The organism is Halopseudomonas sabulinigri, from assembly GCF_900105255.1.
In the GTDB taxonomy this organism is placed as follows: Bacteria; Pseudomonadota; Gammaproteobacteria; order Pseudomonadales; family Pseudomonadaceae; genus Halopseudomonas; species Halopseudomonas sabulinigri.
In genome coordinates this window covers 2,136,596-2,161,589 of the sequence record NZ_LT629763.1, presented here as the reverse complement: position 1 = coordinate 2,161,589, position 24,994 = coordinate 2,136,596, and the positions used below count along the sequence as shown (strand labels likewise).

The 24,994-nt window shown below is 60.5% G+C and carries 20 protein-coding genes and 1 tRNA gene; 4 read left to right on the top strand and 17 right to left on the bottom strand.

Going from position 1 to position 24,994, the window contains the following annotated elements:
- Positions 1-36: 36 nt before the first annotated feature.
- Positions 37-585, top strand: coding sequence for a nucleoside 2-deoxyribosyltransferase (locus BLU26_RS09715; RefSeq protein WP_092286129.1), 549 nt, complete (start codon positions 37-39; stop codon positions 583-585).
- Here the strand turns inward: BLU26_RS09715 and BLU26_RS09710 are convergent.
- From BLU26_RS09710 to rpsU, 5 genes are all read right to left on the bottom strand, one after another.
- Positions 564-640 (bottom strand) — tRNA-Ile (locus BLU26_RS09710). The two genes, BLU26_RS09715 and BLU26_RS09710, sit on opposite strands and share 22 nt — an antisense overlap.
- Before the next feature lie 22 nt (positions 641-662).
- The gene (locus BLU26_RS09705) at positions 663-3,695 is read right to left on the bottom strand and encodes an EAL domain-containing protein (protein WP_092286127.1); all 3,033 of its coding nucleotides are present in this window, start codon (positions 3,693-3,695) and stop codon (positions 663-665) included.
- A gap of 113 nt (positions 3,696-3,808) precedes the next feature.
- Positions 3,809-5,668, bottom strand: coding sequence for an RNA polymerase sigma factor RpoD (gene rpoD, locus BLU26_RS09700; RefSeq protein ID WP_092286125.1), 1,860 nt, complete (start codon positions 5,666-5,668; stop codon positions 3,809-3,811).
- 87 nt (positions 5,669-5,755) lie between these two features.
- A complete protein-coding gene (dnaG, locus tag BLU26_RS09695) occupies positions 5,756-7,678 on the bottom strand; it encodes a DNA primase (protein WP_092286123.1) in 1,923 nt (640 codons plus the stop codon).
- A 234-nt stretch (positions 7,679-7,912) separates the two neighbouring features.
- Positions 7,913-8,128, bottom strand: coding sequence for a 30S ribosomal protein S21 (gene rpsU, locus BLU26_RS09690; RefSeq protein ID WP_092286121.1), 216 nt, complete (start codon positions 8,126-8,128; stop codon positions 7,913-7,915).
- A gap of 220 nt (positions 8,129-8,348) precedes the next feature.
- On the opposite strand from rpsU, the gene tsaD reads away from it, so the two are divergent.
- The gene (gene tsaD, locus BLU26_RS09685; RefSeq protein WP_092286118.1) at positions 8,349-9,386 is read left to right on the top strand and encodes a tRNA (adenosine(37)-N6)-threonylcarbamoyltransferase complex transferase subunit TsaD; all 1,038 of its coding nucleotides are present in this window, start codon (positions 8,349-8,351) and stop codon (positions 9,384-9,386) included.
- Here tsaD and plsY read toward each other — a convergent pair.
- Positions 9,376-9,960, bottom strand: a complete 585-nt coding sequence (plsY, locus tag BLU26_RS09680) for a glycerol-3-phosphate 1-O-acyltransferase PlsY (protein WP_092286116.1) — start codon at positions 9,958-9,960, stop codon at positions 9,376-9,378. The genes tsaD and plsY overlap by 11 nt on opposite strands.
- 50 nt (positions 9,961-10,010) lie before the next feature.
- Between plsY and folB the strand changes: the two genes are divergently transcribed.
- Together folB and folK are read left to right on the top strand one after the other, a co-directional pair.
- Entirely contained in the window at positions 10,011-10,373 is a 363-nt protein-coding gene (gene folB / locus BLU26_RS09675) for a dihydroneopterin aldolase (RefSeq protein ID WP_092286114.1), read from the top strand.
- Positions 10,370-10,912 carry a 2-amino-4-hydroxy-6-hydroxymethyldihydropteridine diphosphokinase gene (gene folK / locus BLU26_RS09670; protein ID WP_092286112.1) on the top strand — a complete coding sequence of 181 codons (543 nt, stop codon included), beginning with the start codon at positions 10,370-10,372 and terminating at the stop codon, positions 10,910-10,912. Before folB ends, folK begins: the two co-directional genes overlap by 4 nt.
- Here folK and BLU26_RS09665 read toward each other — a convergent pair.
- The 11 genes from BLU26_RS09665 to BLU26_RS09615 form a co-directional block, all read right to left on the bottom strand.
- Positions 10,891-12,129, bottom strand: coding sequence for a multifunctional CCA addition/repair protein (locus BLU26_RS09665; RefSeq protein WP_092286110.1), 1,239 nt, complete (start codon positions 12,127-12,129; stop codon positions 10,891-10,893). The two genes, folK and BLU26_RS09665, sit on opposite strands and share 22 nt — an antisense overlap.
- A 145-nt stretch (positions 12,130-12,274) precedes the next feature.
- Positions 12,275-13,828 carry a SpoVR family protein gene (locus tag BLU26_RS09660; protein WP_092286108.1) on the bottom strand — a complete coding sequence of 518 codons (1,554 nt, stop codon included), beginning with the start codon at positions 13,826-13,828 and terminating at the stop codon, positions 12,275-12,277.
- Positions 13,825-15,096: a YeaH/YhbH family protein gene (locus BLU26_RS09655; RefSeq protein WP_092286106.1), complete on the bottom strand. Its 1,272-nt coding sequence runs from the start codon at positions 15,094-15,096 to the stop codon at positions 13,825-13,827. The genes BLU26_RS09660 and BLU26_RS09655 overlap by 4 nt, the downstream gene beginning before the upstream one ends.
- A gap of 137 nt (positions 15,097-15,233) precedes the next feature.
- Entirely contained in the window at positions 15,234-17,156 is a 1,923-nt protein-coding gene (locus tag BLU26_RS09650) for a PrkA family serine protein kinase (protein ID WP_092286104.1), read from the bottom strand.
- Positions 17,157-17,461: 305 nt separating this feature from the next.
- Positions 17,462-17,782, bottom strand: coding sequence for a thiosulfate sulfurtransferase GlpE (glpE, locus tag BLU26_RS09645; RefSeq protein ID WP_092286102.1), 321 nt, complete (start codon positions 17,780-17,782; stop codon positions 17,462-17,464).
- A 22-nt stretch (positions 17,783-17,804) separates the two neighbouring features.
- Positions 17,805-18,617 carry a symmetrical bis(5'-nucleosyl)-tetraphosphatase gene (locus BLU26_RS09640; protein WP_092286100.1) on the bottom strand — a complete coding sequence of 271 codons (813 nt, stop codon included), beginning with the start codon at positions 18,615-18,617 and terminating at the stop codon, positions 17,805-17,807.
- A 12-nt stretch (positions 18,618-18,629) separates the two neighbouring features.
- Positions 18,630-19,013 carry a Co2+/Mg2+ efflux protein ApaG gene (gene apaG, locus BLU26_RS09635; protein WP_092286098.1) on the bottom strand — a complete coding sequence of 128 codons (384 nt, stop codon included), beginning with the start codon at positions 19,011-19,013 and terminating at the stop codon, positions 18,630-18,632.
- Positions 19,010-19,819, bottom strand: a complete 810-nt coding sequence (rsmA, locus tag BLU26_RS09630) for a 16S rRNA (adenine(1518)-N(6)/adenine(1519)-N(6))-dimethyltransferase RsmA (protein WP_092286096.1) — start codon at positions 19,817-19,819, stop codon at positions 19,010-19,012. Before rsmA ends, apaG begins: the two co-directional genes overlap by 4 nt.
- On the bottom strand, positions 19,816-20,808 hold the full coding sequence (pdxA, locus tag BLU26_RS09625; RefSeq protein WP_092286094.1) for a 4-hydroxythreonine-4-phosphate dehydrogenase PdxA: 993 nt from the start codon (positions 20,806-20,808) through the stop codon (positions 19,816-19,818). Before pdxA ends, rsmA begins: the two co-directional genes overlap by 4 nt.
- Positions 20,808-22,097, bottom strand: a complete 1,290-nt coding sequence (locus tag BLU26_RS09620; protein WP_092286092.1) for a peptidylprolyl isomerase — start codon at positions 22,095-22,097, stop codon at positions 20,808-20,810. Before BLU26_RS09620 ends, pdxA begins: the two co-directional genes overlap by 1 nt.
- Complete coding sequence (locus BLU26_RS09615; protein WP_092286090.1) at positions 22,087-24,765, bottom strand: LPS-assembly protein LptD; 2,679 nt, start codon at positions 24,763-24,765, stop codon at positions 22,087-22,089. The genes BLU26_RS09620 and BLU26_RS09615 overlap by 11 nt, the downstream gene beginning before the upstream one ends.
- Positions 24,766-24,994: the final 229 nt, after the last annotated feature.

Here is a 24,994-nt window from a genome sequence, read left to right as displayed (position 1 = left end):
CTGCGTTGCACCACCAATCCAGACCGGGAGAGCAATGTGCAGTCAGTTTATCTGGCCGGGTTTGATGTCTTTCGCCGCGACGCCGTCGCCCACGGCGAGCGTTTGAAGTCCCTCTGTGCCGCGCAGGGCCTGCGCGGCATCTATCCTCTCGATGACGCGCCACCGGGCGACGTCAGTGATCTCGCCAGCTGGATCTGCCAGAGCAACTTGCAGAAGATCCGTAATGCCGACGCGGTACTGGCCAATCTCGACTGCTTTCGCGGCAGCGAGCCCGATTCCGGCACGGTATTCGAAATCGGCTACGCCACCGCGTTGGGCAAGCCGGTATGGGCCTACTTCAGTGATCAGCGCCCACTGATCGAGCAACTGGATACCGATGGCGATGGCTATTGCCGGCAGGGCTATCAGGTCGAAGACTTCGCCTTGCCGAAAAATCTGATGTTGGCCTGCAGCTGGGCGGGCGCAAGCAAAAGCGCGCAGGAAGGCCTTGTGGCGTTGGCGGGGTTACTGCGCTCGGAACTGAACATGCCAGAACTGGCGGAGGAAAGCAGCGCGGCAGAAAATGGTGGGCCCAGTAGGACTTGAACCTACGACCAAGCGATTATGAGTCGCCTGCTCTGACCAACTGAGCTATAGGCCCACGTTTTTGTAGCAGGGCGGAATTATACGGGCTGTGACGGTCGCTGACTAGGCGCTCTTTGCAGGAAGCGTTGGGAAAACTCCTCGGCCGGCAGGGGCGGGCTGATGTGGTAGCCCTGAACCGTATCGCAGCCCTGTTCAGTCAGCAGCGCCTGCTGCGCGGCGTTCTCCACGCCCTCGGCCACGACGCTCATACCCAGATTGTGGGCCAGCACTATGATGGTCTGGCTGATGGCCGCGTCGTGGTGGTTCTCGGGCAGTCCGGAGACGAAGCTGCGGTCGATTTTCAGGGTATCGAGCGGCATTTCCTTGAGGTAGGCCAGTGATGAGTAGCCGGTGCCGAAGTCATCTATCGACAGGTGAATGCCCATCTTGCTGAAGATATCCAGCAAGTGGATGGCCTCACGGTTCTGGTTCATCACGAAATCTTCGGTGATCTCCAGCTCAAGCAGTGAGGCAGGAATGTCGTGCGTTTCCAGCGCGCGGCGAATATCGCTGACCAGCTTGTTACCAATCAACTGCATTCCCGAAACGTTGATAGCCATGCGCGGTGGGGCCAAGTGCTGGGTTCGCCATTCGGCCAACTGCAGGCAGGCCAGCTCGAGAATATGCTTGCCCAGTTCAACGATCAGCCCGGTTTCTTCCGCCAGCGGGATGAACTGATCCGGCTCTACCATGCCCCGCTGCGGGTGCTGCCAGCGCACCAGTGCTTCCATGCCATTGAGTTGCTGCGCGTGCAGATCGAACTTGGGTTGGTAGTAGAGGGTGAATTCGCCGCGCTCCAGGCCGCGGCGCATGTCATTTTCCATTTCCATGCGCTGATGGGCGTTGGCGGTGAGGTCGCGCGTATAGAAGGCGTAGCGGTTGCGGCCCTGATTCTTGGCGCGGTACATGGCGGCATCGGCATGTTTGATCAGGCTGTTGACGTCACTGGCGTCGGTGGGAAACAGACTGATACCTATGCTGGCACTGACAAAAAACTCGTGCCCGGCGGCGAGGAAGGGTTTGCGAAAGACTGCCAGCAATTTGTCCGCCACACTGGCGGCATCCTCGTCGCTATGCAGGTTGGGGAGCAGGACAATGAATTCGTCGCCACCGTGGCGGGCGACGGTATCAATATCGCGCAGCACACCGCACAGCCGTTGGCTGGCTGATTTCAGCAGGATATCGCCGACTGGGTGGCCGAGGCTGTCATTGATCTGCTTGAAGCGATCCAGGTCGATAAACAGCAGGGCGCCGACGCCCTGATATTTGCCCTGTTGCTGTGCGTTCAGCGCTTCGCGTAGGCGTGCCTCAAACAGGGTGCGATTGGGCAGGTCGGTCAGTGGATCGTGGTGCGCCTGGTGATCGAGTCGTGCCTGCGTGTGCTTGAGTGGTGTGATGTCGCTGAAAACGGCCACCAGGTGATTGAGACTGCCATCGACGTTCAATACCTGACTGATGTTGATCCAGGCGGCGTAGAGCTCGCCATTTCTGCGCCGATTCCAGGCTTCGCCCTGCCATTGGCCATCATCGCGCAGGCTATGGGCTACTTCGCGGATCAGGTGCTTGTCTTCGGTATAGTCGCTGAGCATGCTCAGCGGCTGGCCCAGCAGCTGGCTCTCTGGGTGGCCGGTAATGCGCGCAAACGCCTTGTTGATGGCCAGTATCATGCCTTCGCTGTCGGTGATGATGACGCCTTCGTTGGTATTCTCGAATACCGTCGCGGCCTGGCGCAGAGAGCCTTCCATCTTCAGGCGCTCGGTCACATCGCGCGCAATGCTGAGCATGCAGTCTTCGCCATTGACGACTACGGCCTCGGTGCTGATTTCCACCTGACGCTGGTTGCCGTGAATATCGGTTACGGTAGACAGCATATCGCGCACTGTGCCCTGTGAGCGCAGCAGCTGAATCATCCGCTCGCGGTCGGCGGTGTCGCTCCACAGGCCCAGGTCGAGGGTGGATTTTCCGAGTGCGGCCTGGCGGCTGTAGCCGGTGATGCGGGTGAAGCCGTCATTCACATCGAGCAACATGCCATCGCTGCGTCGGGTTATCAGCAGGCCATCCGGAGAAGCATGGAACGCGCTGGAAAACTTCTGTTCCGACAGTTCAAGTTGTTGCTGGGTGACCTTGAGTGCGGAAATATCGCGGATAACCACTACCAGGATATGCTGCTGGTTCAACTCTACGCTGCGCGAAGAGATCAGCCCGGTAAACTCGCTGCCGTCCCGCCGTTTGAAGCGAACCTCGAGGTTGCTCTGGGTTTCGCGATTGAGCTGCTCAAGTAAGGCGGGGCCGGCGTCCTGTTGCGCCCAGGTGCCGAGTTGGGTGGAAGTCTTGCCGAGCGCTTCGGCGGCACTGAAACCAAACTGTTCTTCAAAGGTTCTGTTCACCGACAGCAAGGTGCCGTCGTGCGCATTGGCCAGCACTATGCTGTCGGGGCAGTTGTGAAAAACCGAGGAAAACTTTTGCTCCGACGTGCGCAAAGCCATTTCGTTGCTTTTCTGCTCTTGAATGTCGACCAGCAGACCATTCAGTGCAACCGCCTCGTACTCCTCGTTGCTTACGCTGTTGATGATGGCGCGTACCCAGCAGGGGGTGCCATTGTTGTTCAACAGGCGAAAATCGAAGCTCTGGCTCCCGCTACTGCTGGCCTGCTGGTGCAACAGGGCGGTAACGCGGCCGCGGTCGGCCGGATGCAGGCGATCCTCCAGAAAGCCGGCAGCCAGCCAGTGGTGGGCCTCAAAGCCGAGGAGGTCGCGGGCGTGTGGTGAAACGTAGATAAAGCGCAGGGAGGGCAGCGACATTTCCCAGGTCACTACATGCAGGTTTTCCACCAGAGTGCGGTAACGGTGTTCCTGCTGATTCAGCAGGGTAAGTGCCTGCTGGCGCTCGGAGTTGGCACGGCGACGTAGCTGATTGAGGCCATGCGCGGCCAGCAGAAGGCCGCAGGAGAGCAGCAGCACGCCAACCTGGGTAAACTGCAGGTCACCGATCCTTGGGGTGCCGACACTGCTACAGCCGCTGCCGAGCAACGCCAGCGCACTGAACAAGCCTGCTCTGACGGCTGCATTCATTCAGCTAGAAACCTTCATCCATGGCTACGCGATATTATTTTGCTAGTGTAGCGCCTTGGACATACAAATGCCCAGCATGGCTGGGCATTTGTAAGGCGGTGCTGCTGCGTCGCTTACTCGTCGAGGAAGCTGCGCAGATGATCGCTGCGCGTTGGATGCCGCAGCTTGCGCAGGGCCTTGGCTTCGATCTGACGAATCCGCTCACGGGTGACGTCGAACTGCTTGCCGACTTCCTCCAGGGTGTGATCGGTGTTCATATCGATACCAAAACGCATGCGTAGCACCTTGGCTTCGCGGGCGGTCAAGCCAGACAGGACTTCGCGGGTCGCCTCTTTCAGGTTCTCTACGGTAGCCGAGTCGATGGGTGACTCCATGGTGCCGTCTTCGATGAAGTCGCCCAGATGGGAGTCTTCGTCGTCACCAATAGGCGTCTCCATCGAAATGGGCTCCTTGGCAATTTTCAGCACTTTGCGAATCTTGTCTTCCGGCATCTCCATGCGCTCGCCCAGTTCTTCAGGCGTGGGTTCGCGACCCATTTCCTGTAGCATCTGACGCGAAATCCGGTTCAGCTTGTTGATCGTTTCGATCATGTGGACCGGAATACGGATGGTCCGCGCCTGGTCGGCAATCGAGCGGGTAATGGCCTGACGAATCCACCAGGTGGCATAGGTCGAGAACTTGTAGCCGCGACGGTATTCGAACTTGTCGACCGCCTTCATCAGACCGATGTTGCCTTCCTGGATCAGATCAAGGAACTGCAGGCCACGGTTGGTGTACTTCTTGGCAATGGAGATAACCAGACGCAGGTTGGCCTCGACCATTTCCTTCTTGGCGCGGCGGGCGCGGGCTTCACCGATCGACATGCGACGGTTGATGTCCTTGACCTCGGAAATCGTCAGCTGGGCTTCCTGCTCTAGAGCGGACAACTTCTTCTGTGCGCGAATAATATCGGGCTTGGCAGCCTCAAGTGCTTCGGCATAACGCGGCTTGTCGGCCAGCAGACTGTCGACCCAACCTTCGTTGACTTCATTGCCGGGGAAGCCGCGCAGGAAGTCGGCGCGTGGCATGCGAGCATCACGCACGCATAGCTGCATGATGGCGCGTTCCTGCTTGCGGATCTGATCCTGCGCGCTGCGCACGCGAACCACCAGGGCTTCATACTGCTTGGGCACCAGCTTGATCGGCATGAACAGCACCGCCAGCGCATCCAGCTCGGCAATCACCTTGCTGCTGCTGCGGGGGTTCTTTTTCAGTACCTTCTTGACCTTCTCCAGCTGATCGCCGATCGCGGTGAAGCGCATGCGCGCAACTTCCGGGTCAGGGCCGCCATCGCCTTCGTCGTCGGAGCTGTCGTCGTCATCGTTGTCGTCATCATCATCGCTGTCGTCATCGGACTTTTTCTCGTCCTTGGCGGCAGCGGTGGGGATTTCCGCGTTATCGGTGCCGGACAGGCCGTCGTCGTCAGGGTCGATGTAACCACTGAAGATGTCGGAGAGGCGTCCGCCTTCCTCGGTAACCCGGGCGTAATCGGCGAGAATGCCGTCGACGGTGCCAGGGAACATCGAGATGGCCGCCATGACTTCGCGGATGCCTTCTTCGATGCGTTTGGCAATTTCGATTTCGCCTTCACGGGTCAGCAGCTCGACGGTACCCATCTCGCGCATGTACATGCGCACTGGGTCAGTGGTGCGACCGATATCCGTCTCAACCGCAGCCAACGCCGCAGCCGCTTCTTCAGCGGCGGACTCATCGGCATCGTTGTCGGCCAGCAACAGAGCGTCAGCATCCGGTGCAACCTCGAACACGGTGATACCCATGTCGTTGATCATGCGGATGATGTCTTCCACCTGCTCCGGATCGGATATATCCTCGGGCAGGTGGTCATTCACTTCCGCATAGGTCAGATAGCCTTGCTCGCGACCGCGGGCAATAAGCTCTTTGAGACGGGATTGCTGTTGCGCTTTTCCGGACATAACAACCCTTGTGGATGCATTGGTGTGCAAAAAAGTAAGCTGCGGATTATACCCTGATTTCAGGGCTCCGTGCCAGTTGAGGCCGCGTTACCTGTCGGTTTTTGGCGCACGTTGGCGCTGGTACAGGTCTCGCAGTTGTTGCTTTTCCTCGGCGGAAAGCTCGTGGAGCGGTTTGGCGAGGAGTTTGTCGATGCGCCGCTCGGTTTGTTCGGCGGATAACCTATTTATAGTGTCGAAAAACTGTTGTTCAAGGTTGGCGTTGGGATTATTCAGCAGCCATTCCTGTTCGGCGAGCATGCTGAGTTGGTCGCCAAGTGCGGTGCCATGCCACCTGGCCAGCATTTCTATGGTGTTCAGTCCCGGGTTTTTCTGCGCTGCATCCAGCAGTGCGACCAATAGCCGCGCCTCGTCTTCGTCCTCGTCGGCCAGTTCATTGGCCTGTAATGCCAGTCCAGCGAGGTGCGGGTGGTGCAGCAGCGTACGGGCAGCCTGCAGTAGCGGGCTATCGACGCCCTTGCGGCCGCCGGCGCGACCTCTGCGGGCTGGGGCCGCGGGCTCATCGGGTTCAGCAAGCTCGTAGGCTGGCTGGTAGTCATCCATGGGTGGCTGCCAGTCGTCATCCCAAGGCGCGCCATGCTCCGCCGGTGCTTGTCCTGAGGCGGCTTGCGCCATGCTCGCCGGTGGCTGCTGTGCTGCGGGTGCCTGCGCTGCCTCGCTGGCCACCTGGTTCAAATCCATGCCAGTAATCTGTGCCAGTGACTGGCGCAGCAGGCGCCGCAACAGGCTGCCCGGCACTCGGTCGATTAGTGGCAGCGCCAGCGCGGCCAGATGTGCTTTTCCCTCCAGGCTGTCCGGCCTGGCCTCTTCGCTCAAGTGTCGAAACAGATATTCGGTGAGCGGTTGTGCCTGCTGATTGATGCGTTGCTCAAAGGCTTGCTGGCCTTCCTCGCGCACCATGCTGTCGGGGTCCTGGCCGTCGGGCAGGAACAGAAAGCGCACATGGCGACCATCTTCGAGCACCGGTAGGGCCGAGTTCAGTGCGCGCCAGGCGGCCTGCCGGCCGGCTTTGTCGCCATCGAAACAAAAGGTCACGCTGTGCACCAGACGAAACAGGCGTTTGAGGTGGTCTTCGCTGGTAGCGGTGCCGAGCGTGGCTACCGCATTGGTGACGCCATGCTGGGCCAGAGCGATCACGTCCATATAGCCTTCGACCACCAGTATGTCCTGCAGTTGGCGGTTTTGTTGTTTGGCTTCGTAAAGGCCGTACAGCTCTTGCCCCTTGTGAAAGACGGGCGTTTCCGGTGAGTTCAGGTACTTGGGTTTGTCGTCACCCAGTACACGGCCGCCAAAGCCAATAACGCGGCCGCGGCTATCGCGGATCGGAAACATGATGCGGTCGCGGAAGCGGTCGTAGCGCTTGCCGCTGTCTTCGTTCTCGACCACCAGGCCGGCTTCAATCAGTGCTTTTACTTCAGTACTGTCGCGTGCCAGATGCGCCATCAGATTGTCCCAGCCGGGCGGGGCCATACCGATGTCGTAGGTCTTGGCAATGTGTCCGGTCAGGCCGCGCTGCTTAAGGTAGCTGACCGCGCGCGCTTTCTTCGGGTGCTGGCGCAGTTGCTGGCGATAGTAGGCGGCGGCCTGCTCGAGCAGGGCGTAGAGCGGGCTGTCCTTGCGTGGCGCGCTACTCTGGCGACGATCGCTGCGCTCCTCGCGGGGTACAGCCACACCGGCCTGCTTGGCCAGGTCTTCGACCGCCTCGGGGAAATCGAGGCGCTCGAAGTCCATGACGAAGCTCAGCGCGTTGCCACCGGCGCCACACCCGAAGCAGTAGTAGAACTGTTTATCTGGGCTGACGCTGAAGGACGGCGACTTCTCGTTGTGAAACGGACACAGGGCGGAGTAATTTTTGCCGGTTTTTTTCAGTTTCAGGCGCGCGCCGACGACTTCGACGATATCGGTTCGTCCAAGTAGATCGTCTATGAAGCCCTGAGGGATCAGCCCGGCCATGGTTCTGCCTTGCACCAGCGAGAGAAAGCCGCTGCGCAGGCCGTGCAGCCGGACGCAGGTCGGTTGAGCGCGTTATAGTATCCGAAAGAAGCGAAGACGCAAAAATCCAGCCCGTTCCGTAAATGGAAGGCCGGAAAAGTGCGTGCTTCTGATGTTCTTCAGCTCCGCAGGATGCCAGAGAAGGCAATGCTTCTTGGGCCTGTGATCAGGCCCTACAGAGCTGAGGGTCGGAACTCAGTACAGACGTTCGCGACGACGCTGTTCGCGTTGGATCTTCTTGGCGTGACGCTTAACAGCGGCAGCAGCCTTGCGCTTGCGCTCGGTGGTGGGCTTTTCATAAAACTCACGACGGCGCACTTCAGCCAGAACGCCTGCTTTTTCGCAGGAGCGTTTGAAACGACGCAGGGCCACGTCGAAGGGTTCGTTCTCTTTAACTTTGACGTTAGGCATTTCGTACCTTTCTCAAACGTTGTAGTCGTAGCCGGAGGCGATATTGCCTGCGGCGATTGCATTTCAAGGGACGCGGATGTTACCGCCTCCCTCAGTAAAAAGCAAAGCCTATGACGCCCATAAAGGTAAAAAACTGGCCTGTGGGCGCGGGGCTGATTATGATGCGCGACTTATTGCAGTAATGCGACTTTCTTTAGCAACCGACGACTCAAGGTAAAGCATGCGCGTTTTGGGTATTGAAACCTCCTGTGATGAAACCGGCGTCGCGCTGTACGACAGCGAGCGGGGACTGCTGGCGGACGCGCTGTTCAGCCAGATTGACCTGCATCGGGTATATGGTGGTGTGGTGCCGGAGCTTGCCTCACGAGATCACGTCAAGCGCCTGGTGCCGCTGATGCGCGAAGTGTTTGAGCGGGCCGGGTTGCAACCGGGTGAGGTCGATGGCGTGGCCTATACCGCGGGTCCGGGGCTGGTGGGTGCGCTGTTGGTGGGTGGCGCCTGCGCGCGCGCGCTGGCCTTTGCCTGGGACGTGCCGGCGTTGGGCGTGCATCATATGGAAGGCCACTTGCTTGCGCCCATGCTAGAAGAAGCGCCTCCCCAATTTCCCTTTGTCGCCTTGCTGGTGTCCGGCGGTCACACGCAACTGGTACGCGTCGATGGTATTGGCGAATACCAGTTGCTAGGCGAGTCACTGGACGATGCGGCTGGTGAAGCCTTCGACAAGACCGCCAAGCTCATGGGGCTGCCGTATCCGGGTGGCCCGGAAATCGCTCGGCTGGCGGAGAGCGGCATCCCGGGTGCCTTTGTTTTTCCCCGGCCGATGACCGATCGCCCTGGGCTGGAGTTCAGCTTCAGTGGCTTGAAAACCTCAGTGCTCAATGCCTGGCAGCAGTGCAGCAGCGCCGGTGAGGTGAGCGCGCAGGTGCAGGCTGATCTGGCGCTGGGTTTTGAAACAGCGGTGGTTGAGACGTTGACCATCAAGTGTCGCAGGGCACTCAAACAGACTGGCCTCAAGCGGCTGGTAATTGCCGGCGGGGTGAGCGCCAACCAGCGTTTGCGATCGAGTCTGGAAAAGATGACCGCCGGTCTGAACGGTGAGGTGTTTTACGCGCGTCCGGCGTTCTGTACGGACAATGGCGCCATGATTGCCTACGCTGGCTGTCAGCGACTGCTGGCCGGGCAGCAAGATGTATCGGGTATCGAGGCGCGTGCGCGCTGGCCGATGGATCAGTTGCCACCACTGCAGCTCAAGGCTTGAAGCGGTTTTCCTGACCATTGAGCAGGCGGCCGATATTGACGCGATGACGCAGCAGTATCAGTCCCACCATCAGGCTCACCGGTAATAACAGCGTGGGTGCCTGCCAGGCGAGCCACGGGAGCAACGACAGGCTCGCCAGCAACGAGGCCAGCGAGGCCATACGTTGCCAGTAGAAAGTGGCCAGCCAGATGAGGGCAGCCAGCAGCGCCGCCGGCCAAGCCAGTACCAGCATGACGCCGGCGGCGGTAGCGACACCCTTGCCGCCCTGCAGGCGATGAAAGATCGGCAGCACATGGCCGCACACCGCAGCCAGGCCAACCCAGCCCTGTTCTGCCAGCGGCAAGCCGGCGCGCCAGGCCAGCGCCACGGCCAGGGCACCTTTGCTCAGGTCGCCCAGCAGGGTCGCCAGCGCCAGGGAGCGATTGCCCAGGCGTAGCATGTTGCTGGCACCTGGATTGCGCGAGCCGAGCTGGCGTGGGTCGGGCAGGTGCCGCAAGCGGCTGATCAGCACGGCGAAAGAGACCGAGCCAAGCAGATAGGCGATGCAGGACCAGAGCAGCAGGTTGGCGGGCATGACGCTGACCTAAACGAAAATGACGATTGTAGTCGACACTGGAGCTTCGAGTGGATCAGGTTTTTATCAAAGGGTTAACCACGGATGCGGTGATCGGTGTTTACGACTGGGAGCGCACCCTCCGTCAACCGTTGATTTTTGATCTCGACATGGCCTGGGATATACGCCCTGCGGCCGCGGATGAGGATCTTGCCGCGACCCTGAACTATGCCGCCATCAGCGAATACATCATCAACTTTGTTGAGGCTAGCGCCTTTTTGCTGGTCGAGACGCTGGCCGAGCAGCTGGCTGCCCAGTTGCGCAAGGAGTTCCATATTCCCTGGCTACGTCTGCGAGTAACCAAGCCGACAGCGGTCAAGCAGGCAGCCGGCGGTGTCGGTGTAGTCATCGAACGTGGGGTTCTGCCGTCGTGAATCGCGTCTATCTGGGCCTTGGCAGTAATGCGGCGCGGGACTACCACCTGCAGCGCGGTCTGGATGCGCTGAACGAGCTGGGCAGTAACCTGCAGGTCTCGCCAGTATTCGAGAGTGACGCGGTTGGTATGCTCGGCAAGCGCTTTTACAATCTGGTGGCGGTGCTGGATACCCGGCTGTCGCTGACAGATCTCAACGCCGCGTTAAAGGCCATCGAAGCGGCGTGCGGGCGGCGGGAGGCGAAAGTGCCCGGACGCATCACGCTGGATATCGATATTCTCACTTACGGTGAACTGACCGGTGTACACGCCGGGCTGCAGTTGCCGCGTGCGGAAATTCTGCGCAATGCCTTCGTCCTCTGGCCGCTGGCCTTGCTGGCGCCAGAGGTGATCCTGCCGGGTACCGAGCGGACCTGTGCACAGCACTGGGCTGCCTGGCAGGGTGCGCAGCAGCTCTGGCCGGTGGCCTTTGTCTGGCATGACCGCGTGTTGACTCCGGATGCACTGCTGCTGGCTGCTCAGTCGCGCGCCGCCTTGTAATCAGCCAATGCTTGCTGACGCTGCTGCTCCAACGCCTTGCCCAATTCTGCCCCACTGAGCCCGCGTTCCAGTAGTGGCCCGATAGCGACCTCACGTGCGGCTTGCGCCGCGCCGCGAAGATACTCCGCCTGGGGGTAGTCACTGTGCTCGCGCCCGGTACGGCCCTGGGCGTCGGCACGGCACACCGCGAGGAAGAGTTCAAAACGCTCGCTCCGGCGGTAAATATCCAGCGCCTTGAACAACTTGATAAGCGTCTGGGGTCGTAGCTCCAGGGCGCGGTGGCAATGGGTGTGGTACTCGCAACACAGCAGCGCCAGCTCCTGGCAGTCCCTGGGTGCCTTGCAGCGTTGATTGACCGCCTTCACGGCCTTGATGCCTTTATGCTCGTGGCTGTGGTGTTTTGGCCAATCCTGCTCAGGCGTTAGTCCCTTTCCCAGATCATGCAGCAGACAGGCCCAGCGCGCCGGCAGCGGTAGCTGCTCGCGTGCCGCTATCTGCAGCACTTGCAACACGTGTACACCGGTGTCGATTTCCGGATGGTGCGCTGGCGGCTGGGGGACGCCGAACAGGGCGTCTACTTCCGGCAGCAGTTCAGCCAGCGCACCGCAGTCACGCAGGACCTGAATGAATACCTCGGGGTTGGGTTCCATCAGTGCGCGACTGATTTCCTTCCAGCTGCGCTCGGGCGTGAGCGTTTTCAACTCCCCGGAATGCGCGAGCTGACGCATCAGTGCAAGGGTTTCTGGCGCCACCTGGAAGCCAAGCTCGGCGTAGCGCGCGGCGAACCGGGCGACGCGCAGTACGCGTAGCGGGTCTTCGGCAAAGGCGGGCGAAACATGGCGCAACACGCGTTGTGCCAGATCCTGCTGGCCGCCGTAAGGATCTATCACACGGCCATCGGAGCCGAGTGCCATGGCGTTGACTGTAAGGTCGCGGCGAATCAGGTCCTGTTCCAGCGTAACGTCCGGGCTGGTGTGGAAGGTGAAACCGCCATAGCCCTGGCCGCTCTTGCGCTCGGTGCGCGCGAGGGCGTATTCCTCACCGTTTAGCGGGTTGATGAAAACGGGGAAGTCCTGCCCGACGGGCTGAAAACCTTCCTGCAGCAGGATCTCCGGTGTGGCGCCCACCACCACCCAGTCGCGCTCGGTTACCTCGCGGCCGAGCAACTGATCGCGTACGGCGCCGCCGACCAGGTAGGTGGAGTATGTGGGGGACATGAAACCTCGGGCATCAAGCTGTGATCTGTGGAGCTGCAAGCTTGCCGGTGTTGGCCGCAAGCCGCAAGCCGCGAGCTACAAGCTATAAACCCCCGAACCCTACCTGATCAGATAGCGTCGTATGCGCACGGCCAGCTTGCCGCTCTCAGATGGGCGGTATATTCAAATCAAACCGCGGTAGCCGCTCTTCTTCCGGTTGCGGGCGCGGCGGTATGTGCGCTTCGCTGATCAGCAGCTCACCGTCGCGGCTTTCCAGGTGTACGTCGAAGCCCCATAGCCGATGCAGGTGCTTGAGCATTTCATCGGTCGACTTGCCCAAGGGTTTGCCCTGGTGGCGCTGGTGTCTGAGGATGATGGAACGGTCGCCACGGCGATCCACCGACCAGACCTGGATGTTGGGTTCGCGGTTGCCGAGGTTGTATTGCGCCGCCAGCAGTTCGCGCACGGCGCGGTAACCGCTGTCGTCGTGGATGGCAGAGACCTCAAGGTGGTCATCGGTCTCGTCATCGACGATGGCAAAAAGCTTGAAGTCGCGGATTACCTTGGGTGACAGGTACTGCAGGATAAAGCTCTCGTCCTTGAAAGTGCGCATGGCAAATTTGATGGTTTCCAGCCAATCGCTGCCGGCAATGTCGGGAAACCAGCGGCGATCCTCCTCGGTTGGGTGCTCACAAATGCGGCGAATATCCTGCATCATGGCAAAGCCTAGGGCATAGGGGTTGATGCCGCTGTACCAGTTGCTGTCGAACGGCGGCTGATGGACCACGCTGGTGTGTGACTGCAGAAACTCCATGATGAAGCCGTCGGTTACCCGGCCTTCGTCGTACAGATGATTGAGCAGGGTGTAATGCCAAAAGGTGGCCCAGCCTTCATTCATCACCTGGGTCTGGCGCTGCGGATAGAAGTACTGCGCGATCTTGCGCACGATGCGCACTACCTCGCGCTGCCAGGGCTCGAGCAGGGGCGCGTTCTTCTCGATAAAGTAGAGCAGGTTCTCCTGCGGCTCGCCGGGGTAGCGATGGCTGGGCTCGTCGCTGTCGTGAGGGTCGTGGTTGACCGGGATGGTCTTCCACAGCTCGTTTACCTGGCGCTGCAGATGCTCCTCGCGCTCCTGCTGCCGCTGTCTCTCTTCGGCGGCGGAGATCGGGTAGGGGCGCTTGTAACGGTCGACGCCGTAGTTCATCAGTGCATGGCAGGAGTCGAGCAGGTCTTCCACCGCGTCGATGCCGTAGCGTTCTTCGCATTCGTTGATGTACTGCTTGGCGAACACCAGATAATCGATGATGGCGCCGGCGTCGGTCCAGCTGCGGAACAGGTAATTGCCCTTGAAGAAGGAGTTGTGGCCATAGCACGCGTGCGCGATCACCAACGCCTGCATGGTCATGGTGTTTTCTTCCATCAGGTAGGCGATGCAGGGGTCGGAGTTGATCACGATCTCGTAGGCCAGCCCCATCTGCCCGCGCTTGTAGCCTTTCTCGGTGGCCAGAAAGTGCTTGCCGTAAGACCAGTGGTGGTAGCCCAGCGGCATGCCGACGGAGGCGTAGGCATCCATCATCTGTTCAGCGGTGATGACTTCGATCTGGTTAGGGTAAGTGTCCAGCCCATACACCTCGTGGGCGATGCGGCTGATCTCCTGGTCGTATTCGCGAATCAACTCGAAGGTCCACTCCGAGCCGGTGGATATAGGGTTCCGGGTCATGTGGCCATCCTCTTCTGGAACAGCTGGCGAAATACCGGGTAAATGTCGCCGGCATCAACGATCTGTTGCTGGGCGAAGCTGTCGGCAAACTGCTCGGCCACCGCCTCATACTCCTGCCACAGGGTTTGGTGCTCGCGCGGGGTGATCTCTACGTAACAGTAGTACTGCATCGCCGGCATGATCTTGTTGACCAGCAGATCGCGGCAGATCGGTGAATCGTCATTCCAGTTGTCGCCGTCAGAGGCCTGGGCGCAGTACAGATTCCACTCGTTGACTGGGTAGCGCTCTTCGATGATCTGCTGCATCAGGCGTAGGGCGCTGGATACGATGGTGCCGCCGGTCTCGCGCGAGTAGAAAAATTCCTCCTCCTCGACCTCCTTGGCGCTGGTGTGATGGCGGATAAACACCACCTCGATGCGCTCGTAGTTTCGCCGTAGAAACAGGTACAGCAGGATATAGAAGCGTTTGGCCAGGTCCTTGGTGGCCTGGGTCATGGAGCCGGAGACGTCCATCAGGCAGAACATTACCGCCTTGGACGAGGGGTTGGGCTGCTTGACGATCAGGTTGTAGCGCAGGTCGAAGGTATCGAGAAAGGGGATGCGTTCCACCTTGGTGCGCAGCACCGAAATTTCTTCCTGCAGGCGCTGGATGGCGATCAGGTCGTCCGGCTGATCGCGGCGCAAGGCTTCCAGTTCTTCGCGCGCTGCGCGCAGGCGCTTGCGACTGCTGCCACTCAGGGCAATGCGCCGCGCATGGGCGGCGCGCATTGAGCGCACTATGTTGATACGTGAGGGGTTGCCCTGCTGGCTGACGCCGGCGCGCACCGGCTTGAAGGTGTCGGTGCCAGTGAGCTGGCGCTTGATCAGGTTGGGCAGGGCGAGGTCTTCGAACATGAAATCGAGGAACTCGTCCTGGGTAATCTGGAAGACGAACTCATCCATACCCTCGCCACTGTCACCGGCCTGGCTGCCGCCGGCGCCACCACCGCCGCCCTGGGGGCGGGCAAAACGGTCACCGGTGGAGAACTCCCGGTTGCCGGGGTGAACCTGGGTCTGACGGCCGCCCTGGCCATGATGAAAAATCGGCTCGTCGATGTCGCGGCCGGGGATGCTGATGTTTTCGCCATGCTCGATATCGGTGATGGAGCGCCGGCCGACAGCGTCCTCAACGGCCTTTTTAATGTGTGATTTGTAGCGCCGCAGAAACCGCTGCCGGTTTACGGTGCTCTTGTTCTTGCCATTCAAACGTCGGTCAATCACGTAGCTCATTCAAGGCCCTCCGGGCCAGCCACAAGCTATAAGCTGCAAACTTGAGGCCGGCTGTGCTGCTTTGCGGCGCCGCACTCAGTCTTGGGCGGCGCCGCGCTGCTCGCCGCGTGACGCTTGCGGCGTGTGCTGCTCAGCCGCTACTGGGCTTTGCGTACGCGCAAGTACCATTCCGAGAGCAGGCGCACCTGTTTTTCGGTATAGCCGCGCTCGACCATCCTGGTGACAAAGTCGTTGTGTTTTTTCTGGTCTTCGTTGGACGCTTTGGCGTTGAAGCTGATGACCGGTAGCAGGTCTTCGGTGTTGGAGAACATCTTCTTCTCAATCACCACGCGCAGCTTTTCATAGGACAGCCAGCTTGGGTTCTTGCCGTTGTTCTGCGCACGAGCGCGCAGCACGAAGTTGACGATCTCGTTGCGGAAATCCTTGGGATTGCTGATGCCGGCCGGCTTCTCGATCTTTTCCAACTCCTCGTTGAGTGAGGCGCGGTTGAGAATTTCGCCGGTTTCCGGATCGCGGTATTCCTGATCCTGAATCCAGAAGTCGGCGTAAAGCACGTAGCGGTCGAAGATGTTCTGCCCATACTCGCTGTAGGACTCCAGGTAAGCGGTCTGGATTTCCTTGCCGATGAACTCGACGTAGCGCGGGGCGAGATATTCCTTGAGGAAACGCAGGTAGCGATCGCTCACCTCGCTGGGGAACTGTTCCTGCTCGATCTGCTGCTCCAGCACGTACAGCAGGTGCACCGGGTTGGCGGCGACCTCGGTGGTATCGAAGTTGAACACCTTGGAGAGAATCTTGAAGGCGAAGCGGGTAGACAGCCCATTCATACCCTCGTCTACGCCGGCCGAGTCGCGGTACTCCTGAATCGACTTGGCCTTGGGGTCGGTATCTTTGAGATTTTCGCCATCGTAGATGCGCATCTTGGAGTAGAGGTTGGAGTTCTCCGGCTCCTTGAGGCGCGACAGGGTAGTGAACTGGGCCAGCATTTTCAGCGTGTCTGGCGCGCAGTGCGCGTTAGCCAGCGAACTGTTGCTGAGCAGCTTGCCGTAAATCTGAATTTCGTCGCTGACGCGCAGGCAGTAGGGCACCTTGACGATGTAGATACGGTCGATGAAGGCTTCGTTGTTCTTGTTGTTGCGGAAACTATGCCATTCAGACTCGTTGGAGTGCGCCAGAATCACGCCGTTGAATGGGATCGCGCCCATGCCCTCGGTGCTGTTGTAATTGCCCTCCTGGGTAGCGGTCAGTAGCGGATGCAGGACCTTGATTGGTGCCTTGAACATCTCGACGAACTCAAGCAGGCCTTGGTTGGCGCGGCACAGGCCGCCCGAGTAGCTGTAGGCGTCGGGGTCGTTCTGCGGGAATTCTTCCAGCTTGCGAATATCCACCTTGCCGACCAGTGATGAGATGTCCTGGTTGTTCTCATCGCCCGGTTCGGTCTTGGCCACGGCCACTTGCTGCAGTATCGAGGGGTAGAGCTTGACCACCCGGAACTGGGAAATGTCGCCATTGAATTCGTGCAGCCGTTTGACCGCCCAGGGGGAAATGATGCTGTTGATGTAGCGCCGGGGAATCCCGAAGTCTTCCTCCAGAATGTCGCCGTCTTCCTCGGCGTTGAACAGCCCCAGTGGAGACTCGAATACCGGCGAGCCCTTGATCGCGTAGAAGGGCACTTGCTGCATCAGCGACTTGAGTTTCTCCGCCAGCGAGGACTTGCCGCCGCCCACCGGGCCGAGCAGATAGAGAATCTGCTTGCGTTCTTCCAGGCCCTGCGCGGCGTGGCGGAAGAAGGAGACGATGTGCTCAATGGCGTCTTCCATACCGTGGAAATCGGCAAAGGCCGGGTAACGCTTGATGATCTTGTTGGAAAAGATGCGCGAGTGACGCGGGTCAAGTGAGGTGTCGATCAGCTCGGGTTTGCCGATGGCCATCAACAGGCGTTCGGCGGCAGAGGCGTAGGCAGTGGGGTCTGTCTTGCAGAGCTCCAGGTATTCCTGAAGGCTGTATTCTTCTTGTCGGGTGGCTTCGAAGCGGTTCTGGAAATGACTGAATATGCTCATGACGCGACCTCGCTGTTACCAGGGATGAGGTCTGGGACTTCCGGGCAACAGCCCGCCTGACGCGCTTTACCGGGCGACGGCATATCCTGATGCGTGATTCCCCCAAAACGCAAAGACGGGCATGGTCGGGGAGTCTGTCGGAGGCACCGGGCGACCAGTGTGGCTGGCCGGACGACGGATCCGGCAGGCTCCCGTCGTTATCGGAAGCCGGCAGACCGACTTGCTCTTTGTGAAACTCCTGAATTCAGGATAGATGCATACCGCGGTGCAGGGAAAGATAAAACGGAGTTTTTTTTGTTGCGGATTTAGTCGTGGCTGATCTGTTCGGGAAACTGCTGGCGCCATAGCTCGAAGCCGCCATCCAGACTGTATACGGCGGCAAAGCCCAGGCTGGCCAGGTAAGCTGCTGCGGGCTGGCTGGAGTTGCCGTGATAGCAGCACACCAGCAGAGGGGTCTGTTTGTCTGCCGTTGCCACAAACTGTGCGAGGTTGTCGTTATCCAGTCGCACGGCGCCGGGAATGTGGCCCAGCTGATAACTCTGCGGGTCGCGGATGTCAGCCAACTGCGCACCGCCCTGCAGTAGCTCGCTGGCCTGAATGGGGTCAATGCGTTGAAAGTCGCTCATGGCTGTGGGCTCCGCGGAGGGCTTAGTGGGAACAGTCGCAGTAATGCAGTTCCTGGTTGTCGAGGTTCATCAGTGTCATGCGCCCACCCCAGACGCATCCGGTGTCCAGCGCATGCACACCCTGGGTACCGGTGCGGCCTTCCAGTGCAGCCCAGTGCCCGAACACCACCTGAGTCTTGGCGTCCTGGCGGGGATAGCGAAACCAGGGGGCATAGCCCTTGGGCGTAGTTTCCAGGCCCTCCTTGGACTTGAGGTCCAGGGTACCATCGGGTTTGCAGAAGCGCATGCGCGTCAGATAGTTGGTAATGGCGCGTAGCCGCGCCATCCCCTTGAGGCTGTCTTTCCAGCGCGCTGGTTCGTTGCCGTACATCTCATCAAGAAAGCCCGGCAGGCGTTTGTCCGAACGCAGCACGGTCTCCACCTCGCCAGCCAGTGCGAGCGTCTGTTTGACGCTCCAGATCGGGGGAATTCCTGCATGACTCATGACGTAGCCAAGTTGCTCGTCATAATGCGCCAGCGGCCGCTGGCGAAGGCTTTCCAATAGTTTCTTGCGGTCATCCGCCTTCAGCAGGCTTTTCAGCGTGTCGGACTTGCGCAGGCGACGGCTGTCATGTGCTGCCGCCAGCAGGTGCAGGTCGTGGTTGCCGAGTACAGCGACGCAGGCGTTGTCGAGGCTGTTCAGGTAACGCAGCGTGTCGAGCGAATCAGGGCCCCGGTTGACCATGTCGCCGACCGACCAGAGCACGTCCCGCGAGGGGTTGAAGTCGACCTCGGCCAGCAGGCATTTGAGTGGCTTGAGACAGCCTTGAATATCGCCAACAGCGTAAGTCGTCATACCGGTATCTATTCAGTTCAGAGCGTTGGGTTTGGCCAGGCGGAAGCGCTCGATGCTGGCGCTGAAGGCGTGCCCATCGCTGGCGCGCATATCGTAACTGCCTTCCATGGTGCCAACCGGTGTGTCCAGCAGGCAACCGCTGGTATAGGTGTGGCTGGCGCCGGGAGCGATCACCGGCTGCTCGCCGACCACGCCCGGGCCCTGAACGTCCTGCACCTTGTTGTTGCCATCGGTGATCAGCCAGTGCCGGCTTAGCAGTTGCGCTGGCAGACTACCCTGGTTGGCGATGGTGATGGTGTAGGCAAAGGCGAAGCGCTGGGCGGCTGGGTCAGACTGCTCGCGCAGGTAGCGGGTTTGCACGCTGACCGCGATGGCGTAAGTTGCTGCGTTGCTCATGAGGCGGCGTGCTCCTGTCGCGCGAGGTGGTTGGCCAGGCGCACGAAGCCGGCCAGGTCTACCTGTTCTGGCCTGATGCTCGGGTCCAGCCCTTCAGCTTCGATCTGCTCGGCGCTGAGCAGCGGCTTGAGCGTATTGCGCAGGGTCTTGCGGCGCTGGTTGAAGGCTTCGCGCACGATGTTTTCGAGGATCTTCACGTCATCGGCCGGGTGCGGCAGGGAGCTGTGCGGAGTCAGGCGGACAATGGCCGAATCGACCTTGGGGGCGGGCTTGAACGCGCCGGAGCCCACGTCGAACAGGTGCTCGACGGCGCAGTGGTACTGCACCATGATGCCAAGACGGCCGTAGTGGTTCATCCCGGCGGTGGCAGCCAGGCGCTGGACCACCTCTTTCTGCAGCATGAAGTGCATGTCGGCAATGCAATGCGATTGCGCGAGCAAGTGAAACATCAGCGGCGTGGAAATGTTGTAGGGCAGGTTGCCGACGACGCGCAGCTTGCGGCCGTCTTCGGCCAATTGACTGAAGTTGAACTTCAGAGCGTCCCCCTTGTGCAGGCGGAAGCGCTCGTTGAAGCCAAACTGGCCCATCAGAATCGGATGCAGGTCATGATCCAGCTCAACCACGTCCAGCTGCGCACCGCTGGCCAGCAGGCCCGAGGTAATGGCGCCCTGGCCTGGGCCAATCTCGACCATGCGATCGCCTTCGTGCGGCGCGACGGAGCGAATGATGCGATCAATGACCCCGGCGTCGTGCAGGAAGTTCTGGCCGAAGCGCTTGCGCGCCTTGTGTTGCGGAAACTGATTCATGCGTTTCTCCGAGCGGCGATCATCTGCTCTGCGGTATCTATTGCCACCCTCAGGCTGCCCGCATCGGCCAGGCCGCTGCCGGCCAGGTCGAGTGCGGTACCGTGGTCGACCGAGGTACGGATGATCGGCATGCCCAGAGTAATATTCACCGCTTGGCCAAACCCTTTGTGTTTGAGCACGGGCAAACCCTGGTCGTGGTACATGGCGAGCACCGCATCAGCCTGGTCGAGGTGTTTGGCGGTAAAGAGTGTGTCTGCTGGCAGCGGGCCGATCAGCTCGATGCCCTCGGCGCGCAGTGCGTCCAAGGCAGGGATGATGATGTCCAGCTCTTCGCGGCCAAGATGGCCGTCTTCGCCGGCGTGCGGATTAAGGCCGCAGACCAGGATGCGCGGGCGAGCAATGCCAAACTTGCTGATCAGGTCGGCCTGCAGGATGCGGATGACCCGCTTGAGTAAGGGTGCGGTAATGCTGTCGGCAACCGCCCGCAGCGGTAGGTGCGTGGTGGCCAGAGCAACCCGCAGACCTGGGCAGGCGAGCATCATGACCACCTGCTCGGTAGCCGTCTGCTCGGCAAAGAACTCGGTGTGACCGGAGAAGGGAACGCCCGCATCATTGATGATGCCCTTGTGCACTGGTGCCGTGACCACCGCGGCAAAGCGCCCGCTCAGGCAGCCTTCGCCTGCCAGACGCAGGGTTTTCAGCACATAGGCTGCGTTGCGGGCATCCAGCTGGCCGGCTTGGCACACGGCAGCCAGGGGTACCGGGAGGATGCTCAACTGGCCGGCGGCCTGCGGCGCAGCAATGGCGTCAGGGTCGTAGGGCAGCAGCTCCAGCGGCAAGCCCAGTTGCCTTGCCCGGCAGTGCAGTAGCTCGGGGTCGGCAATGACCACGCGCTGGGCAGCGCTGGGGTGTTGGGCAATCTGTATGCACAGGTCAGGACCGATACCCGCCGGCTCACCGGCGGTTATCGCAAGGCAGGGTACGCTCACTAGATCTTGGTCTCGACGTAGGCTTCGTCGCGGATTTTCAACAGCCAGCTCTGTAGCTCTTCTTCGTACTTGCGGCTCTGGATCAGGTTGATGGCCTGCTGTTCGCGCATCTCGTCGGTCATGTCGACCTCACGCTCGTCGGTGACCTGCAGGATGTGCCAGCCATACTGGCTCTGGAAGGGTACCGAGACCTGGTTCTCTGGAATGCTGGTCATGACCTCGGCAAACTCCGGCGCCAGGCTGTCCGCGGTCACCCAGTTGAGGCTGCCACCATTGAGCGCGCTGCCCGGGTCTTCCGAATAGGCCTTGGCCAGCTCGGCAAAGGACTCGCCCTTGGCAATACGGTCATACAGGCGCTGGCTGAGTTGTGCGGCCTCGCCCTCGGAGCGAATCTCGCTGGGCTTGATAAGGATGTGGCGCACCTGGTATTCGGTCACCAGCTGGCCCTCGCCGCCGCGCTTCTCCAGCAGCTTGAGGATGTGGAAGCCGGCTGGTGAACGCATTGGCTGGGTCACGCCGCCGATCTCCAGTTGACCTACTGCATTGGCAAAGGGGCCAGGCAGCTGAGCAGCCTTGCGCCAGCCAAGTTCGCCGCCTTCCAGGGCGGTATCGCCGGCCGAGCGGCTGGCAGCCAGGGTGTTGAAGTCCGCGCCGTTCTGCAGCTGCTGGTAGATGTCGCCAGCGGCCTTGGCGACCTTTTCAACTTCGCTTTGGCTGGCACTTTCCGAGAGCGGCAGCACTATCATGGCCAAGCGAAAGTCGGCGGAAGTCTGATAGCGGCCAACCTCGGAGTTGAGGAAGTTGCGCACTTCCTGATCGGTAACCTGAATGGTGTCGCGCACGCGGCGCTGACGCACCCGGTTGATGATCATCTCGCGGCGAATCTGCTCGCGGGCCTGATTGTAGCTGATGCCATCGCGTTCCAGCGCGGCGCGAAACTGCTCCAGAGTAACGTTGTTACGGGCGGCGATTTGCTGCATGGCCTGGTTCAGGGCGGCGTCGTCAATGCGGATGCCGGCCCGTTCACCCATCTGCAACTGGATACTTTCCAGCACCAGGCGGTCAAGTACCTGAGACTGCAACTGGTCTTCCGGCGGCAGCTCGGTGCCGTTCTGGCGCAACTGCTGACGCACGGCCTGCATACGCTCGTTGACCTGGCTGACCATCACCACGTCGTTGTCGACGATGGCGGCTACCCGGTCCAGTGGCACGACGGCGGCCTGCGCGGCAGAGCCCAACAGCATGGCTGCGCACAGGCTGAAAATGGCCGGTATAAACTTACAATGCATTATCTTCACGCTCTCTATAACCTGGGATTCCATCGTCGAGCAGGCTGTCGACGTCATTGCCGGTCACACTGCCAAGGCCCTTGAGCACAATCTGCAGGAAGATCCCGCGATTGGTTTCGTCCTGGGCGACCGATTCAAACTCGTTGTAGTCAACCCAATACCGGTTGACGACACGCAATTTCCAGCAGCAGCTGTCGTACTCAAGACCACCGAATGCTTCGAGGGTTCGATCCTCGGCAAAGTCGTGCTGCCAGCGACCGATTAGGCTCCACTGTGGGTTTAGTGGCCACATGAACGACAGGTCCGACTGGTCGATACGTTGATCGACATCGCGGTCAAAGGTGCCGGTCAGCGCATTGAAGGTGTTGATGTTGTTGCGATAGCGGTAGCCCATGTTGAGTATCTTGCGCGGCTCGGGCTGGTAATTGGCCATCACGCTACCGGCGTCGCTGCCACTGTCATCCGGGTCCCAAAGCACGTCTGCGTTCAGGCGCCAGGCGTCGCTGACCTGGTACATGACCTCGGCGGCGTAAGCCGAAGACGAGGAGGTGTCAGCCTCGGGCGCAGTACCATCAGCTTCCAGCAGCTGTACCTCGCGGTCGCGGAAGTAGAACACCTGGCCAAAGCTGCCGCGGGCGCGCTCGGTGCCATCGTTCTCCAGGGCGCGGCTGGTTACGCCCAGCGACAGCTGGTTGGCATCACCCACGCGGTCGTTGCCACTGAAACGGTCATCACGGAACAGCGAGTTATAGCTGAAGGTGTTCTCGTTGGTGTCAAACAGCGGTTGATCGTCCTGGTTTTCATAGGGCGCATACAGATAAAACGCTCGCGGCTCCAGGGTCTGACGCAGACTGTTGCCGAACCAGCTGGTCTGGCGGTCGAAATACAAGCCGCCGTCGAGGCTGGCCACTGGAATGGTGCTGGACGGTGTGTTGTTGGCGTCGCCGTAGTCAAAGCCGTCGGCGCGAGCGTCGAAGTCCAGGTCGTAGTAGGTCGTCTGGGTGCGCACGCTGGGCGTTACGAAGGCCCAGTTGTTACGCCACGGGTAACTCAGACTGGGGCTGACGCTGACGCGGTGACCGGTCGCGCGCTGCAGACCGATCAGGTTTTCATCCGGGGTTAGAATGGGGTTGCCCTGACTGTCGAACTGAACGCCGTCTTGGCCGGTGATGAAGCCGCTGCTCAGGTCGCGGTCGAAGTAGGTGTATTCCGCCTTGTAACCAAAGCGCAGGCCGCTATCGCCCAGCCAGTCTGCCCCGTCGAGGCGCAATTGCGGCAGTCGCTCGTAGGGGGTAAGCGAGGTAATGGTGGCCAGCTCGTAGTCGTGGACGGCGGCCTGGAAGCGCCAGCCGTCGCCGCGATAGGTTGCGGCGGCGCGCTGATCCACATAGGTATCGCTGCGCACATCAAGGGCCGAGTTCAGATCCTGGAAGTAGAAGGGATCACTGATGTCGGTGTAGTCGACCTCGGTGCTCCAGCGGCTGCTCAGGCCGCCCTTGTGCTGCCAGCCGTACAACCAACGGTTCTCATCGTACTTGGTGTCGTTCAGATAGGCAGCGGACAGTTTGCCCTCGTTGTCCGGCTTGAGGTAACGGAACTCACCTTCGAGCTGCATGCCCCGTTCGGAGAGGTAGCGCGGATACAGAGTGGCGTCGTAATCGGGCGCGATATTGATGTAATAGGGCGTTTCGATCTCGGTGCCGTTGTCCGTGGAGTGGCTGATCGACGGGGTCAGCAGGCCGGTCTGGCGGCGGTCATCCAGCGGGAAATACAGATAGGGTGAGTAGAAAACCGGCACGTCCTTGACCTTGAGGGTCACGTGCTTGGCTTCACCCCAGCCTTTTTCGCGGTCCAGTTCGATGTCTTTGCTGTGCAGGGACCAGGTGTTTTCGCCAGGCTCGCAGGTGGTGTAGCTGCCGTCAGTCATGACGATAACGGCGTCATCGCGGCGCATCAGCTTGTCTGCGGTGCCTCTGGCACGGGCGGCATGTACCACGTATTCGACGTTGTCGATGCGGGTTTCGCCGTTATCTATGCGCATGCTCGCCGTGTCGCCCAGGACCAGAACGCCCTGGTCACGCAGCTGAACGTTGCCTTCAAGGCGCGCGCTGCTGTTGGCCTGGTCAAAGCTGGCCTGGTCGGACCGCGCTTGCAGGCGACCCTGGCGCAACAGTACGTCGCCCTCAAGTACGCCGGTCTGACTGCCTTGCTCAAAACGGCTGGAGTCGGCGGAAGCATAAACCGGCAACTCGTCAAACGGGGTTTCATCGTCCCGGCCGCTGCGCGCGGGCTCGACGTAAGTGCCGCCGCAGTAAGGCGCGATGGCTGCCTGTTGTTCGGCGGTCAACTGCTCACGGGGCACCCAGTCGAGACGACTGAAATCGTTGCGCGGTGCGGCCTGGGTAGCCGCTGCGGCGACCCCAGCGGCGGCCGCAGGCGCAGTGATGCCGACAGGCGCGTCGCTGACCGGGGCCGGCAGCGGGCGGGGTTGTGGCGGCCTAGGCGGCAATTCGCCACGGGCTTGCACGGGTTCGCAGCTCCAGCTGGTGCCGCTGGCGCGACATTGCACCTGATTGGCAGCAAAGGCGCTGATCGGCTGTGCCAGCAGCAGAGAGCTGGCCAGCAACATGGGGAACGAAGAACGAAACGGAGGAGTTCGGTAGGCCATTATGTAATTATCCGGGCTTCCAGTCGGTGCGTGCTCGCGACGCCTTGTGCGAGGAGATAGCAATCTGCATGCTGTGTCTAACCAGCAAGATACCGGATAATAAAGCATAGGGCGCTGCCAGAGCTAGGAAAGCGCGGAAAAAGTCCCCGGTCTGCGGAACGACAGGCAGCCAGGGTGACTCGATAGAAAAACAGTGACCGATTCGCGGCCCAAGTGTCGAGTGGCTGGC

Bases quoted from the DNA above. Each gene is read 5' to 3' on its own strand.
- BLU26_RS09655 (WP_092286106.1), bottom strand. From the start codon at position 15,096: ATGAGCTACGTGATTGACCGACGTTTGAATGGCAAGAACAAGAGCACC.
- BLU26_RS09615 (WP_092286090.1), bottom strand. From the start codon at position 24,765: ATGGCCTACCGAACTCCTCCGTTTCGTTCTTCGTTCCCCATGTTGCTG.
- BLU26_RS09620 (WP_092286092.1), bottom strand. From the start codon at position 22,097: ATGCATTGTAAGTTTATACCGGCCATTTTCAGCCTGTGCGCAGCCATG.
- tsaD (WP_092286118.1), top strand. From the start codon at position 8,349: ATGCGCGTTTTGGGTATTGAAACCTCCTGTGATGAAACCGGCGTCGCG.
- glpE (WP_092286102.1), bottom strand. From the start codon at position 17,782: ATGAGCGACTTTCAACGCATTGACCCCATTCAGGCCAGCGAGCTACTG.
- BLU26_RS09640 (WP_092286100.1), bottom strand. From the start codon at position 18,617: ATGACGACTTACGCTGTTGGCGATATTCAAGGCTGTCTCAAGCCACTC.
- apaG (WP_092286098.1), bottom strand. From the start codon at position 19,013: ATGAGCAACGCAGCAACTTACGCCATCGCGGTCAGCGTGCAAACCCGC.
- BLU26_RS09665 (WP_092286110.1), bottom strand. From the start codon at position 12,129: ATGTCCCCCACATACTCCACCTACCTGGTCGGCGGCGCCGTACGCGAT.
- dnaG (WP_092286123.1), bottom strand. From the start codon at position 7,678: ATGGCCGGGCTGATCCCTCAGGGCTTCATAGACGATCTACTTGGACGA.
- plsY (WP_092286116.1), bottom strand. From the start codon at position 9,960: ATGCCCGCCAACCTGCTGCTCTGGTCCTGCATCGCCTATCTGCTTGGC.
- rpsU (WP_092286121.1), bottom strand. From the start codon at position 8,128: ATGCCTAACGTCAAAGTTAAAGAGAACGAACCCTTCGACGTGGCCCTG.
- BLU26_RS09650 (WP_092286104.1), bottom strand. From the start codon at position 17,156: ATGAGCATATTCAGTCATTTCCAGAACCGCTTCGAAGCCACCCGACAA.
- BLU26_RS09660 (WP_092286108.1), bottom strand. From the start codon at position 13,828: ATGACCCGGAACCCTATATCCACCGGCTCGGAGTGGACCTTCGAGTTG.
- rpoD (WP_092286125.1), bottom strand. From the start codon at position 5,668: ATGTCCGGAAAAGCGCAACAGCAATCCCGTCTCAAAGAGCTTATTGCC.
- BLU26_RS09705 (WP_092286127.1), bottom strand. From the start codon at position 3,695: ATGAATGCAGCCGTCAGAGCAGGCTTGTTCAGTGCGCTGGCGTTGCTC.
- rsmA (WP_092286096.1), bottom strand. From the start codon at position 19,819: ATGAATCAGTTTCCGCAACACAAGGCGCGCAAGCGCTTCGGCCAGAAC.